Genomic DNA, 16,299 nt, shown 5'->3' on the forward strand with positions numbered 1-16,299 from the left:
GCGGGTGAGGTCAGGCGGTCCTGGGCGGGTGAGGCGTCAGGTCGAGGACGCGAGGTCCCGGAGCACGGTCCGCGCCGCCCTGGCGCCCGAGGCCAGCGCACCCTGCACCGAGCCGGTGGCCCGGTGGTCGCCGCAGACGTAACGCCCCGGACCCGCCCTCGCCGTACGGCCGAGCGGCTGCGGAGGCGGCATGGCGGGCAGCGCATCGGGGACCGTGCGTACGGTCAAGAGCTCCCAGCCGTCGGTTGCGGTGCCGTAGACCTCGGCCAGTGCCGCCCTCAGGAGGGCTTCGCGCCCCGGCTCGTCGGTGCCGAGCGCGGAGGTCGCGATCAGATGACGGCCGGCGGGCGCGTACCCCGGCTGGACCTCGCTCAGGACGCAGGTGTTGAGGAACCGGCGCCCGGAGTCGATCAACAGGGTCGGCTCGCGCAACGGAGAGCGGCCGTCCGTGGCGTGGTAGTAGGTCGTGACCACGCGCGAGGCCGGTACCGCGAGCCCGGGGAGCAGCGTGGCGGCCGCTCCGGGACCGGTCGCCACCACCACGGCGGGCGCGGTGATCTCCTGCCCCAACGCGAGCAGCACTCCGTCGTCGGTGAGCCGCTCCACCGGACGGTCCCACGACAGCACCTCGGCCGGGAGCCCCGCCGCGAGCTGGGCGGGCACGGCACCGATGCCCCGGGCGGGAAGACAGAGCGTGCCCCGCACCATGCTGCGCCACACCAGATGGAAGAAGCGGCTGGAGGTCTCCAACTCGTCCTCCAGGAACACGCCCGACAGGAAGGGCCGGAAGAACCGCTCGACGAACTCCTCGGAGAAGCCCGCCGCCGAGAGCGCGGTCCTGGTGGTGCGGTCCTCGGCGCGCTTGACCGGCTGGACCGGTCCGAGGGCGTCCCGTGTCGTGAGCATCCCCAGCGCCAGGAGGTCCCGCGCGGAACCGAGGCGCCCGGGGCGGAGGTCCCCGAGCCGGTGGGGTGCACGGGTGGGATCGGTGAAGCGGAGGCGGCCCCGCTCGGTGTGCACCAACACCCCCGCGGTGAAGGGCCGCAGTTGCAGGGCGCGCAGGGTCAGCCGCCGTTTCACCTGGGGGTAGGACGTGTTGAACACCTGGAAGCCGCGGTCGATGACGAATCCCCGGTGCCGGTCGGACCGCATCCGACCGCCCACGCCGTCCGACGCCTCCACCACCCGGACCCTCAGCCCGGCCCGCAGCAGGTCCCCCGCGCACGCCAGCCCGGCGAGCCCCGCGCCGACCACCACCGCGTCGGGGGGCGCTTCGTTCGTCGCAGCCATGGATCGCCGCTCTTCCTCCGAGCCGCTGCGCGGTCACGTCCGGGCTCGGCCCTCGTCATGGATTCGTCCTCTCCGCTCCTTCCCGCGGGCGGCGGTCCATGGATGCGGAAGGGCGAGGTTCCTCCGAAGGCGCTCGGTGCCGGTGGCAGGTGGCGCAGGGGCGGTGCCAGGTGGCTCAGGGCCGGGGGCACGTGGCTCAGGGCCGGGGGGAAGGTGGCGGGCCCGCCCCGCACGCGCACCCGCCGCTTCGCAGCACGATGCCCCACCGAGCCGACGCTCGGCGGGGCATCACGGGGGCGGGGCGGGCCGACAGCCCCCACACGGGGCGTGCCGGCCCCGTCGTCGCACGTCGCGACCGGGCCTACAGGTACGGGCCGCCCGTCCGGCCGCCCGGGTGGCCGTGGTCCTCGTCGCCGCCGACGCCCGGCGGCAGGGCCCGCCGCATCTGTTCGAGCTGGGCGCGGGCCGCCATCTGCTGGGCGAACAGCGTGGTCTGGATGCCGTGGAACAGGCCCTCCAGCCAACCGACCAACTGGGCCTGGGCGATCCGCAGCTCCGCGTCGCTCGGCGTCGCCTCGTCCGTGAAGGGCAGCGAAAGCCGCTCCAGCTCGTCCACCAGCTCCGGGGCGAGCCCGTCCTCCAGCTCCTTCACGGAGCTGGCGTGGATCTCCTTGAGGCGCTGCCGGCTCGCGTCGTCGAGGGGGGCGGCCCGCACCTCTTCGAGGAGCTGCTTGATCATGCTGCCGATGCGCATGACCTTGGCCGGCTGCTCCACCATCTCCGTCACCGGCACCTCGCGGGAGTCCTCGTCCCCGCCGCCGAGAGCCATTCCGTCCTGGCCCACGACCAGGACCTGGGGGCTCTCCGGCGACCGTTCGTTCCTCGGCATCTCCATGGGCTCATTGTCGCGCACCGGAGCACCCGTCGGAGTGGTACCCCGTGGATCGTGATCGTTCCGTCCGTCGGGGCCGGGCGGGCCACCGCCGGACGGGGGGCGCCGCGCACCGTGCCGGCCCCCCGTCCGGCGGTCACGGTCGCCGTCAGGACCGCCGCAGCCGCCAGCCCAGGTATCCGAGGCCCAGCCCCATCAGCAGCAGCCCGCTGCCCAGGGAGAGGACCTCGGAGGCCGGCCCGTGCGCAGGGGTGGGCGGGACCTGCGGCGCGTCGTCCATGGCCCGGCCGGCGGCCTCGCCGACCTCGGAGTCCGCCTCGGAGTCCGCTCCGGGGTCGGCCGCCCCGGGGTCCGCCCCGAAGTCGGGGTCCCCACGGCCGTCCACCGGTCCGTCGTGGAGTCCGTCCGGCCGCCACGACGGACCGGTGGACGGGGTGGGCACCGCGCGCGGGGCCCGCCGGGGCGGCTCGTCCTCGGGCCGACCGGGGCGGGGGCGCCCCTCCCCGTGGCGGCTACCGGCGCGGGACTCCTCCGGGGCGGGGGCCCGGGTGCGGGAGGGGGCCGCGGCGGGGCTCCCGGCCGCGGGTGGGGAAGCGTGCGCCGGGCCGGGGTGGCCGCCGGGGCCGGTGCGCGTGCCGGCCGGTGCACCGTCGGAGCGCCCGCCCGGCGTCGGCACGGCGGGTGTCCCGGCGGGATCGCGCGGGGCCGGGTCGCGGGGTGCCGGATCGCGCGGGGGCGGCTGGTCCGGGGGCCGCACCGGACGCGGACGGTCCTCGCCACCGCCGGCGCCCTCCGGGGCGGGGCTCTGGGCCCGGGAGGGGCCGGCGGCACCACCGGTCGGCGCCGCGGATCCGAAGGAGGGGGCGGGGGGTGCCAGTGCGCGCGCCGGACCGGAGCCCACCGGCCCCAGGAACAGCGCCGTCAGGACCGCGACGGTCCCGCCGAACGCACCCAGCCACGCAGCCACAGCGACCGCCCTCCGGACAGAGCCATCCCCGCGGCCCACCCTCACACGGGCCCGCGGCGCCGGCACCCCGGAAGGGTCCGTCCGGGGCGCGCCCGGCCGCAGCGCGCGGTCAGACGGTGAGCAGCACCTTGCCGATGTTGTCGCCGTCCTCCAGCACCCGGTGCGCCGCCGCGGCGTCCCGCATCGGCAGGCTCCGGTCCACGACGGGCCGCACCCGTCCGGACGCGACCAGCGGCCAGACGTGTTCCCGCACCGCGGCGACGATCGTGGCCTTCTCCGCCGGGGGGCGCCCCCGCAACGAGGTCGCCGCGACCGCTCCCCGCTTGGCCAGCAGCGCCCCGAGGTTCAGTTCGGCCTTCGCCCCGCCCTGCAAGCCGATGATCACGAGCCGGCCGTTCACCGCCAGCACCTGCACGTTCCGCTCCAGGTACGCGGCGCCGACGATGTCGAGCACCACATCGGCCCCCGCGCCCCCGGTGGCCCGCCGGACCTCCTCGACGAAGTCCTGCTCGCGGTAGTCGATCAGCACGTCCGCGCCCAGCTCGGCGCAGCGGCGCAGCTTCTCGGCGCTGCCCGCGGTGACGGCGACCCGTGCGCCCACCGCCTTGGCGAGTTGGATCGCGAGCGTCCCGATCCCGCTGCCCCCGCCGTGGACCAGCACCGTTTCGGCGGGCCGCAGGTGCGCGACCATGAACAGGTTCGACCAGACCGTGCAGGCGACCTCGGGCAGTGCGGCGGCCTCCACCAGGGAGAGGTCCCCGGGGCGCGGCAGCAGTTGGCCGACCGGCACCACGACCTGCTCCGCGTAACCGCCGCCGGACAGCAGGGCGCACACCTCGTCGCCGACGGACCATCCCGCGACCCCGGGCCCCAGGGCGGCGATCCGCCCGGAACACTCCAGCCCGGGGTGGGGCGAGGCACCGGGCGGCGGGTCGTACAGACCGCGTCGCTGCAACAGGTCGGCCCGGTTGACGGCACTGGCCACCACCTCGATCAGGACCTCGCCCTCCGCGGGGACAGGGTCCGGCACCTCCCCCCAGGTGAGCACTTCGGGACCACCGGCCTGGGCAACACTGATCGCATGCATGGCGCGAGGCTACTGCGGCCCCCCGGTCCGGGCCGACGCCCGGGCGATGGTGATGAGCCGGTCGGTCAACTGGAGCTTGCCGATGGCGGGATCGTCGTAGCCGAGCACCCGGTGTCCCCGGACGACGCTCACCACCAGGTCCTCGGTCTCCCGGGCGGTGAGTCCCACCTCCGCCTTTATGACCGGGCGTTCCACGATGTCGAGGCCGCTGCCCTGGTGGATCAGGTCCTCCATGACCCGTCCCGCGCTGGGGCTGAGCACCGAGAGGCCGAGCAGCCGTCCGGCCGCGCTGGCGCTGGTGATGACCGCATCGGCGCCGGACTGGCGCAGCAGGGGTGCGTTCTCCTCCTCGCGGACCGCCGCCACGATCTTCGCCGCACGGTTCAGCTGGCGGGCGGTGAGCGTCACCAGCACCGCCGTGTCGTCGCGTTGGGTGGCGATGATGATCTGACGTGCCTTCTGCAACTCGGCCCGCAACAGGACGTCGCTGCGGGTGGCGTCACCGATCACCCCGACGAACCCTTCCGCGGTGGCCGCCTCGATGACCTTGCTGCTCGGGTCGACGATCACCACCTGGTCCTTGCCCAGCCCCGTCGCGCAAACGGTCTGGACCGCCGAGCGCCCCTTGGTGCCGAAGCCCACGACGACGGTGTGGTCACGCAAGTTGGACCTCCAGCGGCTGAGCCGCCATTCCTCCCTGGTGCGCTCGGTGAGCACCTCCAGGGTCGTACCGACCAGGATGATCAGGAACACCACCCGCAGGGGGGTGATGACCAGGATGTTGATGAGCCGCGCCCCGTCGCTGACCGGAGTGATGTCGCCGTACCCGGTGGTGGAGAGGGTGACGGTGGCGTAGTAGAACGCGTCGAGCAGGTCGACCGAGTCATCGGAGTTGTCTCCGTAGCCCTCACGGTCGAAGTAGACGATGAGGGCCGTGCTGACGAGCACCAGCAGCGCCATCAGCACGCGCTTGGCCACCTGGAGCAGCGGGCGTTCGACCACCCGCTTGGGCAACTTGATGCGCCCGGTGACCAGATGTTCATCGGCCTGACGCGCGATCGCGTCTTGGCCTGGAAGTTTCACGTGAAACACACCCCAAGTGCGGACATGGACCAGGGAAGGTCGAGGATCTCCAACTCCTGCCCCGCACGGGCCCCCCCGGGCGGTACCACTGCCAGGCCGTCGGCCGCGGCGATCCCCCGCAGCATCGCCGGTCCGGTGTAGTGCAGCGGCACGGCGGTGTCGGCACGCAGGGCCACGGGAACGAGCCGGGTGTCGTCCCGGTGTCCCGCCACCTCGTCCCCCACCGGTGCCGGGTAGGGCTCCGGAGGGGTGCGTCCCGCCAGGGTGCGGATCAGGGGTTCGGCGAGGGTCAGCAGACCGGACACCGCGGCGAGCGGATTGCCGGGCAGACCGACCAGGAACCGGGTACGGAGGGTGGGGGTGCCGAGCCGGGCGAGCAGCATCGGGTGGCCGGGGCGCACGCGCACGCCGTCCACCAGGAGCACCGCACCGAGTCGTTCCAGAACGGCGTGCACATGGTCGACCGGACCCGCGGCGGTTCCTCCGGTGGTGACCACCAGGTCGGCGGTGGAGCCGGCCACGGCCCCGTACAGACCGGTCGCGTCGTCGCCGAGGTGGCGGACGGTGGTGACCTCGGCGCCGAGCGCCCTGAGCCACGGGGGCAGCAGCGGGCCGAGCGCATCGCGGATCAGGCCGTCGTGGGGGAGTCCCCGGTGCAGCAGTTCGTCGCCGAGGACGAGGACGTCCACGGTGGGCCGGGGGACCACGGTGAGCACGTCGTACCCGGCGGCGGCGGCCAGGCCGACGACGACCGGGGTCACCAGGGTCCCGGGCGGGAGCAGCGGGTCGTCCCGGCGGCACTCCTGGGCGCGGGGGCGGATGTCCTGGCCCTGGGGGACCGCCCGGTCGGGGTGGAGCCGTCCGTGGTGGTCGGTGCGGGCGTGTTCGGTGCGGACGACGGCGGTGGTGTCCGGGGGGACGCGGGCGCCGGTGGCGATCCGTACGGCTTCGCCGTCGCTGAGGTGCGGGGACGGTGCCGTTCCGGCGAGGAGTCCGTCGTCCCGGACGGTCCAGGGCGGGGGGCCGGACACCGCCCAGCCGTCCATGGCGGAGGTGTCGAACGGCGGAAGGTCGGTCAGGGCGGTCAGCGGGGTGGCGAGGACCATGCCGGCGGCCGAGTGCAGCGGAACGCTGACCGGGGAGTGCGCCCGGCGGGCCGTGGTGCCCGCCGACTCGGCGGTGCGTCGTGCGTCGGGCCAGGCGGTGGTGTGGAGGTCGATCGGGTGCGGGGGTCCGCCGTGGGTAGGGGAGTCGGTACGGGAGCGGGTACGGACGGGGGTGCTCGGGTCGGCGGCGTCACCGGCTGTGACGTCGGGGGCGGTGGCGTCGGGGGCGGTGGCTCGCGGATGTCGTTCCCCCCGTACGCGGCCGGGTTCCTCGGGGTGTACGGGTTCCGGCGGCGCTGGATCGGGGAGCAGCGGCTGCCGGGTCAGGGCCTCGTACAGGGCGAGATGGTCGTCCGGTGGCGGTGTGGTCATGGCGCGTCCGGACGGACGGTCTCGGCGGCCGGCGCCCCGGTGGCGGACCGGTCGGTAGCGGACCGGTCGGCGGCGGGCTGTTCGGGGACGGCGGGCGGTTCAGGGGGCTCCGCCGCCCAACGGGCGGCCAGTTCCGCGGCTCGGCGGGCCGCCGCGGCGACCGCCTCGGGCCCTCCGCCGGCCCGTGCCGCCGCATAGCCGACGAGGAACGTCGTCAGGGGCGCCGCGGGTCGCGCCACCCCGTGGGCGGCGTCCCGGGCGAGGTCCAGCAACAGCGCGGTGTCGACGTCGAGGTCGAGGCGCAGCTCGTCCTTGACCGCAGTCATCCATTCGTCCAGCACGCGCCCATGCTCCCTGATCCGGGCCCGTGCCGAGGCGATGTCCTCCCAGGTGTCGCAGTCGAAGGAGGCGACGGGGTCGGCGAGGGTGGTCACCGTCAGCAGTGGAACGAGGGCGCGCAGGGGCAGCCCGGCCAGGCTCCCGTGGCGGTCGACGAGCGCGTCGAGCGCCCGGCGCAGGGATTCCGTCCGGTAGGCGGCGACCAGCGGCTGCACGCGGCCGTCGGCGTCGGTGAGCAGGACGGCCCCGGCGGCTCCCGCCTCCAGCGCGGCGACCAGGTCCCGGACGGTGCCCGGGGTGAGGAACGGCAGGTCCGCCGAGAGCACGACGGTCACCGGGGCGGTGACCTGGCGCAGCCCGACGTCGAGCGCCGCGACGGGGCCCTGTCCGGGGGGCTCCTCCCGGGTCCACCGCACCGGGCGCTCGGTGCGGCGCCGGTCCGCGACGACCACGGTGGTCCGGGCGCCCGCGCAGGCCGCGAGGACCCGGTCGAGCAGCGTGCGGCCACCCACCCGTACCCCTGGTTTGTCGGCCCCGTCGAGGCGGCGGGCGGCGCCGCCGGCGAGGACCACGGCGTCGTGCGCGCCGTCGTGCGCGGTCATCCCCCGAGTATGGGCGTTGGCCACGACCGCGCCGCCCCGGGGGGTTCGGTCCGCGCGCTCAGAGGGTGCGCAGCAGCACCGCGGGCTGCTCCACGCAGTCGGCGACGTACCGCAGGAAACCGCCGGCCGTACCGCCGTCGCAGACCCGGTGGTCGAAGGTCAGGGTCAGCTCGACGACCTGGCGGACCGCCAGTTCCCCTTCGTGGACCCAGGGCCGCGGAATGATCCGGCCGACACCGAGCATGGCCGCTTCCGGATGGTTGATGATCGGTGTGGAGCCGTCGACGCCGAAGACGCCGTAGTTGTTGAGGGTGAACGTGCCGCCGGTGAGTTCCGCCGGGCCGAGGGCGCCCTCGCGGGCCCGGTCGGTGAGTCGGGCGACCTCGGCGCTCAGGGACTCCGCACCGCGGGTGTGGGCGTCCTTGACGACGGGGACGACCAGCCCGCGCGGGGTCTGCGCGGCGAAGCCCAGGTGGACGGCGTCGAACTGGACGATCTCGCGGGCGTCCGGGTCGACGGTGGCGTTCAGTTCCGGGTGCCGGGCGAGTCCCGCCACGCAGATCCGGGCCAACAGGGCGACCAGGGAGATCCGCGGCCCGCCCGCCGCGTTCATCGCGGTGCGCGCCCGCAGGAGCTCCGTGGCGTCGGCGTCGACCCAGACGGTCGCCTCGGGTATCTCGCGACGGCTGCGCGCCAGTTTGTCGGCGACCGCGCCGCGCACGCCCCGCAGGGGGATACGCGTGCCACCAGACGCACCGACGGCGGGCGCACGGCGTTCGGCGGATGCCGGGGCGGGCGCCGCCGTGGGCGCCGCCGGGGCGCTCGCCCGGGTCGGGGCCGGCGCGGCGGGGGACCGCGGCGGAGTGGGGATGCCCGCGGCGGGAGCCGGTTCCTGGCCCGGTACGGCGCGCAGGTGCGTGCGCGCGGCGAGGGCGTACTCCACGTCCGCGCGGAGGACGAGCCCGTCGGGTCCCGAACCGGCCAGTTCGGCGAGGTCGATGCCGTGCTCCCGGGCGAGCTTGCGCACCAGCGGCGAGATCACGGGTACCGGTCCCTCGCCGCGCGCCGCCGGAAGGGGCACCGGGGCGGACCCGGCGGGGGCGAGGGCGCCGGGGCGGACCCGGCGACGGCGCGCGGGCGCCGCGCCCGTGCCGTACCCGACGAGCACGTTGCCCGAGGTCGTGTCGGCCGCCGGCGCGGCGGGAGCACCGCCGAGGGAGCCGGCGGAGCCGAGGGAACCCGCGGAGCCTGCGGTGGTCCGTGCGGTGCCGCTCGGGTCGGTGTCGTGCGGGCCGTGCGGGCCGTCCGTGCCCTGGGGGCCGGTGCCGTCCGGGGCGTCCGCGGGGACGGCCCCGGTGGCCCCGGCGCCCACCGCGACGGTGATCAGCGGAGCACCGACGGGCAGTTCCGTGCCCTCCTCGCCGAAGCGGGCGGTGACCACGCCCCCGTACGGGCAGGGCACCTCGACCATCGCCTTGGCGGTCTCCACCTCGACGACCGGTTGGTCCACGGCGACGACGTCACCGACCTCGACGAGCCAGCGGACTATCTCCGCCTCCGTCAGCCCTTCTCCTAGGTCCGGCAACGTGAATTCCAGCACCTGTGCCATCAGCCCTCCGCCTCCCACTGAAGCCGGGCCACGGCATCCAGGATCCGGTCGACGCCCGGCAGGTGGTGCCGTTCGAGCATCGGCGGCGGATACGGGATGTCGAACCCGGCCACACGCAGTACTGGGGCCTCAAGGTAATGGAAGCAGCGCTCGGTGACCCGCGCCGCGATCTCGCCGCCCGGTCCGCCGAAGCCGTTCGCCTCGTGCACCACGAGGGCGCGACCCGTCCGGCGCACGGATGCGCAGACCGTCGCGTCGTCGAACGGCACCAGCGAACGCAGGTCCACCACCTCCAGGTCCCAGCCCTCCGCCGTCGCCGCCTCGGCCGCCTCCAGGCAGACGGGGACGGACGGCCCGTACGTCAGGAGCGTGGCGTCGCGACCCGTGCGCCGCACCACCGCGCGTCCCAGGGGGTCAACGGCTGCGGGGCGGTCCGGGTTCCAATCGGCCTTGGACCAGTAGAGCCGCTTGGGCTCCAGGAAGAGCACCGGGTCGTCGGAGGCGATGGAGGCGCGCAGCAGCCCGTACGCGTCGGCGACGGTCGCGGGGGTCACGACGTGCAGTCCGGGCGTGGCCATGTAGTACGCCTCGGAGGAGTCGCTGTGGTGCTCCACGCCGCCGATGCCGCCGCCGTAGGGCACCCGGACGGTCAGCGGCAGCGGCATGGCGCCGCGGGTGCGGTTGCGCATCCGGGCGACGTGCGAGACGAGCTGTTCGAACGCGGGGTAGGCGAACGCGTCGAACTGCATCTCCACCACGGGGCGCAGCCCGTACATGGCCATCCCGACGGCGGTGCCCAGGATGCCGGCCTCGGCGAGCGGGGTGTCCGCGCAGCGTTCCTCGCCGAACTCGGCGGCGAGGCCGTCGGTGATCCGGAAGACCCCGCCGAGGGCGCCGACGTCCTCACCCATGACGTGCACGGCCGGGTCCTCGGCCAGGGCGTCCCGCAGGGCCCGCCCGAGGGCCTGGGCCATGGTCGCGGGTTTCGCGGTGACGGCGGCACTCATCGTGCGGTCCCCTCGTGCCCGTACCCGTGCCGACCGCCGGTACCAGCAGTACCGGCAGTACCGGCAGTACCGGCGGTGTCGGCGGCGGGTCCGTCGTTGCCGGCGGCGAGCTCGGCGCGCAGTTGGGCCGCCTGTTCGCGCAGCTGGGGGGTCGGCTCCCCGTAGACGTGCGCGAACAGGTCCATCGGGTCGAGTGCGGGCTCCCGGTTCATCCGGGCCCGCAGCTCGGCCGCCATCTCCTCGGCGTCCTCGCGGACGGCCCGCAGGGCGTCCTCGTCGAGCAGTCCGCGCGCGGTCAGCTCCGCCTCGACCAGGTCGACGGGGTCGTGGGCGCGCCAGACGTCGACGTCGGAGGCCGCGCGGTAGCGGCCCGCGTCATCGGCGTTGGTGTGCGGCTCGACGCGGTACGTGATGGCCTCCACCAGGGTCGGCCCCTCCCCGTTCCGCGCCCGGGCGACCGCCTCGGTGAGGACCTCGTGCACGGCGAGCACGTCGTTGCCGTCCACCAGTCGGCCGCGCATCCCGTACCCGACGGCCTTGTGCGCCAGGGAGGGGGCGGCGGTCTGCTTGGCCAGCGGCACGGAGATCGCGAAGCCGTTGTTCTGGACCAGGAAGACGACCGGGACGCCCCAGACCGCGGCGAAGTTCAGGGCCTCGTGGAAGTCGCCCTCGCTGGTGCCGCCGTCGCCGACCATCGCCAGCGCCACCACGTCGTCGCCCTTGAGCCGGGCCGCGTGCGCCAGGCCCACGGCGTGCGGCAGTTGGGTCGCGAGGGGCGTGCTGAGCGGTGCGACCCGGTGCGCGTGGGGGTCGTAGCCGGTGTGCCAGTCGCCGCGCAGCAGGGTCAGCGTCTCCACCGGGTCGACGCCCCGGGCGATCACGGCGAGCGTGTCGCGGTAGCTGGGGAACAGCCAGTCGCGCTCTTCGAGGGCGAGGGCCGCGGCGATCTCGCACGCCTCCTGACCGGTGCTCGACGGATAGACGGCGAGCCGGCCCTGCTTGGTCAGCGCGGTCGCCTGGGTGTTGTAGCGGCGGCCCCTGACCAGCTGGGCGTGGAGCGTGCGCAGCAGCGCCGCGTCCGTGCGACGGGCCGCCGGGGTGCCGAGCACCCGGTACGGCTCGGCGTCGGGCAGCAGCGGGGCGGGGTCGGTGCGCGGGGTCCAAGCGGGGGGCGGGGTGGGGACGTACGTCCCGTGCTGGTCCATGACCGGTGTGCTGTGCCTCTTCACACGTGCACCTCCTCGTCGACGGGGCTCCTCGGGGGAGCGGCTGAGGCGCCGACGGGGTGCGCGCCTCACCTACCGATTGTTCGGTCTGCGGCACATTCTGGCTACAGGCCGTCCCGGGCTGTGGACAAACGGTTCTCCACAGCCTGGGATGGACGCAGTACGTCCATGGTAGGGAGGCGGGGGGACATGGCACCTGAACGAATGGTCGACGGGCCCGAGGGCGAGGGCGGGACCGAAGATCCGGGGAACCTCGGCGGCACCCCGTTCGCGCTCCCCGAGTTGCCGGCCCGCCCCCTGGACGCGATCGACCGGGACATCCTCCAGATCCTCCAGGCCGACGGACGCGCCTCGATACGGTCGGTCGCCGAGCGGGTCCACGTCTCCCGGGCCAACGCCTACGCGCGCATCAACCGGCTCATCGACGACGGGGTCATCCGGGGCTTCGGCGCCCGCGTCGACCACGAACGGGCGGGGCAGGGGGCGTCCGCGTACATCACGCTGAAGATCGTCCAGAACTCCTGGCGCACGGTCCGCGAGCAGTTGCGCGCGCTGCCGGGGGCCGCACACATCGCCCTGGTCAGCGGTGACTTCGACGTGCTGCTGCTGGTCCACTCGGCCGACAACCGGGCGCTGCGCGAACTGGTCCTCACCCGGCTCCAGGCCATCCCCGAGGTGCTGAGCACCCGGACCCTGCTGGTGTTCGAGGAGGACCACCTCGACCCCGAGCCGTGACCGCTGCGGGTCCGTCAGGGTTCGTGGCGCAGGCCCTCGAAGACCAGGCGGACGACGGCCTCGCAGACCTCCTGGTCGCCGTGGCCGCGGCCGTCCGGCCGGTACCACTCCACGATCGAGTTGATCATCCCGAAGACCAGCCGGGTGGCCAGCCTGACGTCGACGTCCCCGCGCACGTCCCCGTCGGCCGCGGCGGCCCGCAGCAGCTCGGACACCCGGTGGTCGAACTCCCGGCGGCGCTCCAGGGCCCACCGTTCGGTGTCCGTGTTGCCGCGCACCCGCAGCAGCAGCGTCACGTACGGCAGTTCGTCCATCAGCACCTGGACCATGCGCCGGGTGACGTGCTCCAGGCGCTCCACCGCGCGCCCCCCGCGCGCGCGTTCCTCGTCGAGGATGCCGAACAGGCGGTCCAGGGCCCGGCTGACGGCCCGCTTCAGCAGCTCTTCCTTGCCGGTCACGTGGTGGTAGATGGACGATTTGGAGATCCCCGCCGCCTTGGACAGGTGCTCCATGGAGGTGCCGTCGTAGCCCCGCTCGTTGAAGACGGTCACCGCCACGGCCAGCAGGGACTCGGGGGTGTACGTGTCGCGCTTCACGGCGGTCATGAGGCGGGCTCCCGCTTCTCGGAGGCGTAGGCGTGGCGGTAGAGCGCCAGCGAAGGGGCGTAGCGTCCCGAAGGGTCGCGCAGGTGCAGGTCGTCCAGGAGCGAGTGGGCCCAGCTCCGGCCGAGCCGACGGCTCCACTCGAAGGGCCCCAGCGGGTAGTTGACGCCGAGTCGCATGGCGGTGTCGACGTCCTCCTCGGTGGCGACGCCCCGGGCCACGGCGTCCATCGCGAGGTCGATCAAGCGGGCCACCGTGCGGGCGACGATCATCCCGGGCACGTCCCCGATGACGCTCACGTCCTTGCCCAGCGCCTGGAACAGCCCGGTGGCCTCCCGCAGGGTGCGCGGCGCGGTGTCCTGGGAGGCGGCCAGCGCGATCCGGGTCGCCGCGCGGTAGTCGAGGGCGAGGTCGAAGTAGACGACGTCCCGGAACTCCACGGAGGTCTGTCCGTCGGCCAGGGCGAGTTGACCGCCGCCGGGCAGGATCAACCGGGTGCCGTGGTCCTCGTCCTCCTCGCGTACGGGGATGCCCGCCCCGCGTATCAGGTCCAGGAGCGCGCCGGCGGGCCCGAGGTCGCCCTCGACGACCACGTGCGCGGGCGCGGGGGCCGGGTCCGCCGTGTGGGGCTCGGGCTGTTCGGCCCCGTCCCCGTACGCGTACCAGCCGCGGCCCGACTTGCGGCCGAGGGCGCCCGATTCGACCAGGCGCCGCTGGGCGAGCGACGGGGCGAACTTCACGTCCCGGAAGAACGCCTCCCACACCGCGTGGGTGACGGCCTCGTTGACGTCCTGCCCGATCAGGTCGGTGAGTTCGAAGGCGCCCATCCGGAAGCCGCCGCTCTCGCGCAGCACCGCGTCGATGGTGGCCGGGTCGGCGCCCTGGTACTCGTGGACGGCGAACGCCTCGGCGTAGAAGGGCCGGGCGATCCGGTTGACGATGAACCCGGGGGTGTCCGCGCAGGCCACCGGGGTCTTGCCCCAGCCGCGGGCCAGTTCGTACGCCCGGGTGGCGGACGAGAAGTCGGTGGCGGACCCGGAGACCACCTCCACCAGCGGGAGCAACGGCGCCGGGTTGAAGAAGTGCAGGCCCACGCAGCGCCCCGGCACCCGCAGCGCCCCGGCGACGGCGGTCACGGAGAGGGACGAGGTGTTGGTGGCGAGCAGGCAGTCGTCGTCGACGACGTCTTCGAGCTCGGCCAGCAGCCGCTGTTTGACGTCCAGCCGTTCCAGCACGGCTTCGACCACCAGTTCCGAGCCGGCGAGCTCGGCGAGCGCGTCGACGGGCTCCAGCCGGGCCAGTGCCGCGTCCCGCTCGGCGGCGCCGAGCCGGCCCTTGGCCACCAGCCGGTCCAACCGGCCGCCGATCGCCGCCGCGGCGGACGCGGCCCGGCCCGGTGCGGCGTCGTGGAGGCGCACGGGGTGCCCGGCGGTCAACGCGACCTGGGCGATGCCCTGCCCCATGGTGCCGGCACCCACCACGGCCACGGGGCTGCTGAGGTCGATTGCTGTCATGCTGGCAGATCCTCCCTCACGAGGTTGTCCACAGCTTCGCCGGACCCCCTTGTACCGACCGATCGTTCGGTTACTCTAGCTCTGTCCGCCCGTTCCTGCCCAGCTCGCCGGCCCCACCGGGACCCGGCCCGAGGAGGAGTTGGTCCATGTCCGCCGCACCCACCGCGCACCCGCTGATCGCCGCCCACCGGCCCGTGCTGGACCGGGCCCTGGAAGCGATCGCCACCCGCGCGTACTGGTCCCCGCACCCCGAGCACCCCAAGGCGTACGGCGAGAACGGCAGCCTGGGCCCGCCGGAGGGCCGGGCGGCCTTCGACGCCGTCCTCGGCACCCGGCTCGACCTCGACCAGCCCGGCACCGACGACTGGGTGGGCGGCGAGACCTCGCCCTACGGCCCGGCGCTGGACGTCAGCTACCCCCACCCGGACCCGGACGTCCTGGTCCCCGCGATGCGCAGCGCCCTGCCGGCCTGGCGGGCGGCCGGCCCCGAGCTGCGCGCCGCGGTCTGTCTGGAGGTCCTCGCCCGGATCAACGCCCGCACCCACGAGTTCGCGCACGCCGTCATGCACACCAGCGGGCAGGCGTTCCTGATGGCCTTCCAGGCGGGCGGCCCGCACGCCCAGGACCGCGGTCTCGAAGCGGTCGCCTACGCCTACGCCGAGCAGGTCCGCACCCCGGGGTCCGCCGAGTGGACCAAACCCCAGGGCAAGCGGGAGCCGCTGACCCTCGCCAAGCGGTTCACCCCGGTGGGCCGCGGGGTCGCCCTGGTGATCGGCTGCAACACCTTCCCCACCTGGAACGGCTATCCGGGCCTGTTCGCCTCGCTCGCCACGGGCAACGCCGTCCTCGTCAAACCCCATCCGCGCGCGGTGCTGCCGCTGGCGCTCACCGTGCAGGTGGCCCGCGAGGTCCTCGCCGACGCGGGCTTCGACCCGAACCTCGTCGCGCTCGCCGCCGAACGCCCCGGCGAGGGCCTGGCGAAGACCCTGGCCCTGCGCCCCGAGGTCAGGATCATCGACTACACGGGGTCCACGGAGTTCGGCGACTGGCTGGAGGCGCACGCCCGGCAGGCCCAGGTGTACACGGAGAAGGCGGGCGTCAACACCGTCGTCATCGACTCCACCGACGACTACCGGGGCATGCTGTCCAACCTGGCCTTCTCGCTGTCCCTGTACAGCGGCCAGATGTGCACCACCCCGCAGAACCTGCTGATCCCCCGCGAGGGCATCAGCACCGACGCGGGCCCCAAGACCTACGCGGAGGTGGTGGCCGACCTGTCGGCCGCCGTCGACGGCCTCCTCGGCGACGACGCCCGGGCCAACGCCCTGCTGGGGGCCCTGGTCAACCCGGCGGTACGGGCCCGTCTCGAAGCCGCCCCGGAGCTGGGCGAGGTGGCCCTCGCCTCCCGGGCGCTCACCCATCCCGAGTACCCGGACGCCGTGGTCCGCACCCCGAGCATCGTCACGCTGGACGGCGGCGAGCCGGACGACGGGGCCGCGTACCTCAGCGAGTGCTTCGGCCCGGTGTCCTTCGTCGTGGCCACCGATTCGACGGCCGCCTCCCTGGAACTGCTGCGCCGCACCGTGCGCGAGAAGGGCGCGATGACGGTCGGGGCGTACACCACCTCGCCGGAGGTGGCCCGCGACGTCGAGGAGGTCTGTCTGGAGGAGTCCGCGCAGCTCTCCCTCAACCTCACCGGCGGGGTGTACGTCAACCAGACGGCCGCCTTCTCCGACTTCCACGGTTCGGGCGGCAACCCCGCGGCGAACGCGGCCCTGTGCGACGGGGCGTTCGTGGCCAACCGCTTCCGGGTGGTGGAGGTGCGGGGCACGGTCTGACGCCTCCCCCGCCGCCCCTTGCGGCGGGTG

Annotated in this window: 14 protein-coding genes; 2 read left to right on the forward strand and 12 right to left on the reverse strand. The window is 74.6% G+C overall.

Annotation, left to right across the window (positions count from 1 at the left end; all coding sequences use genetic code 11):
• Positions 1-36: 36 nt before the first annotated feature.
• From ACFYOU_RS23595 to pdhA, 10 genes are all read right to left on the reverse strand, one after another.
• Positions 37-1,290 carry an FAD-dependent oxidoreductase gene (locus tag ACFYOU_RS23595; RefSeq protein WP_391308227.1) on the reverse strand — a complete coding sequence of 418 codons (1,254 nt, stop codon included), beginning with the start codon at positions 1,288-1,290 and terminating at the stop codon, positions 37-39.
• A 361-nt stretch (positions 1,291-1,651) separates the two neighbouring features.
• Positions 1,652-2,185, reverse strand: a complete 534-nt coding sequence (locus tag ACFYOU_RS23600; protein WP_385489130.1) for a bacterial proteasome activator family protein — start codon at positions 2,183-2,185, stop codon at positions 1,652-1,654.
• 145 nt (positions 2,186-2,330) lie between these two features.
• Positions 2,331-3,149 carry a hypothetical protein gene (locus ACFYOU_RS23605; protein ID WP_391308229.1) on the reverse strand — a complete coding sequence of 273 codons (819 nt, stop codon included), beginning with the start codon at positions 3,147-3,149 and terminating at the stop codon, positions 2,331-2,333.
• A 109-nt stretch (positions 3,150-3,258) separates the two neighbouring features.
• Positions 3,259-4,236, reverse strand: a complete 978-nt coding sequence (locus ACFYOU_RS23610; protein ID WP_391308231.1) for a zinc-binding dehydrogenase — start codon at positions 4,234-4,236, stop codon at positions 3,259-3,261.
• A gap of 9 nt (positions 4,237-4,245) precedes the next feature.
• Positions 4,246-5,328 (reverse strand): potassium channel family protein, encoded by a 1,083-nt coding sequence (locus ACFYOU_RS23615; protein WP_389763979.1) that lies wholly within the window; start codon positions 5,326-5,328, stop codon positions 4,246-4,248.
• Positions 5,316-6,797 carry a molybdopterin-binding protein gene (locus ACFYOU_RS23620; RefSeq protein WP_391308233.1) on the reverse strand — a complete coding sequence of 494 codons (1,482 nt, stop codon included), beginning with the start codon at positions 6,795-6,797 and terminating at the stop codon, positions 5,316-5,318. Before ACFYOU_RS23620 ends, ACFYOU_RS23615 begins: the two co-directional genes overlap by 13 nt.
• Positions 6,794-7,738, reverse strand: coding sequence for an NTP transferase domain-containing protein (locus ACFYOU_RS23625; RefSeq protein ID WP_391308234.1), 945 nt, complete (start codon positions 7,736-7,738; stop codon positions 6,794-6,796). Before ACFYOU_RS23625 ends, ACFYOU_RS23620 begins: the two co-directional genes overlap by 4 nt.
• A gap of 58 nt (positions 7,739-7,796) precedes the next feature.
• Positions 7,797-9,347, reverse strand: a complete 1,551-nt coding sequence (locus ACFYOU_RS23630; RefSeq protein ID WP_391308235.1) for a 2-oxo acid dehydrogenase subunit E2 — start codon at positions 9,345-9,347, stop codon at positions 7,797-7,799.
• A complete protein-coding gene (locus ACFYOU_RS23635) occupies positions 9,347-10,354 on the reverse strand; it encodes a transketolase C-terminal domain-containing protein (RefSeq protein WP_391308236.1) in 1,008 nt (335 codons plus the stop codon). Before ACFYOU_RS23635 ends, ACFYOU_RS23630 begins: the two co-directional genes overlap by 1 nt.
• Positions 10,351-11,559 carry a pyruvate dehydrogenase (acetyl-transferring) E1 component subunit alpha gene (gene pdhA, locus ACFYOU_RS23640; protein ID WP_391308360.1) on the reverse strand — a complete coding sequence of 403 codons (1,209 nt, stop codon included), beginning with the start codon at positions 11,557-11,559 and terminating at the stop codon, positions 10,351-10,353. Before pdhA ends, ACFYOU_RS23635 begins: the two co-directional genes overlap by 4 nt.
• A gap of 210 nt (positions 11,560-11,769) precedes the next feature.
• Between pdhA and ACFYOU_RS23645 the strand changes: the two genes are divergently transcribed.
• A complete protein-coding gene (locus tag ACFYOU_RS23645) occupies positions 11,770-12,315 on the forward strand; it encodes an Lrp/AsnC family transcriptional regulator (protein ID WP_389763991.1) in 546 nt (181 codons plus the stop codon).
• Between the two features lie 14 nt (positions 12,316-12,329).
• On the opposite strand, the gene ACFYOU_RS23650 is transcribed toward ACFYOU_RS23645, so the two are convergent.
• Positions 12,330-12,920 (reverse strand): TetR/AcrR family transcriptional regulator, encoded by a 591-nt coding sequence (locus ACFYOU_RS23650; RefSeq protein WP_389763993.1) that lies wholly within the window; start codon positions 12,918-12,920, stop codon positions 12,330-12,332.
• On the reverse strand, positions 12,917-14,431 hold the full coding sequence (locus ACFYOU_RS23655; protein ID WP_389763996.1) for a 3-hydroxyacyl-CoA dehydrogenase: 1,515 nt from the start codon (positions 14,429-14,431) through the stop codon (positions 12,917-12,919). Before ACFYOU_RS23655 ends, ACFYOU_RS23650 begins: the two co-directional genes overlap by 4 nt.
• Before the next feature lie 146 nt (positions 14,432-14,577).
• Here ACFYOU_RS23655 and paaN point away from each other — a divergent pair, with 146 nt between their 5' ends.
• Complete coding sequence (paaN, locus tag ACFYOU_RS23660) at positions 14,578-16,269, forward strand: phenylacetic acid degradation protein PaaN (protein ID WP_391308239.1); 1,692 nt, start codon at positions 14,578-14,580, stop codon at positions 16,267-16,269.
• Positions 16,270-16,299 lie beyond the last annotated feature (30 nt).

Origin of the sequence: Streptomyces sp. NPDC005955, assembly GCF_042871255.1 — a bacterium.
Taxonomy (GTDB): Bacteria; Actinomycetota; Actinomycetes; order Streptomycetales; family Streptomycetaceae; genus Streptomyces.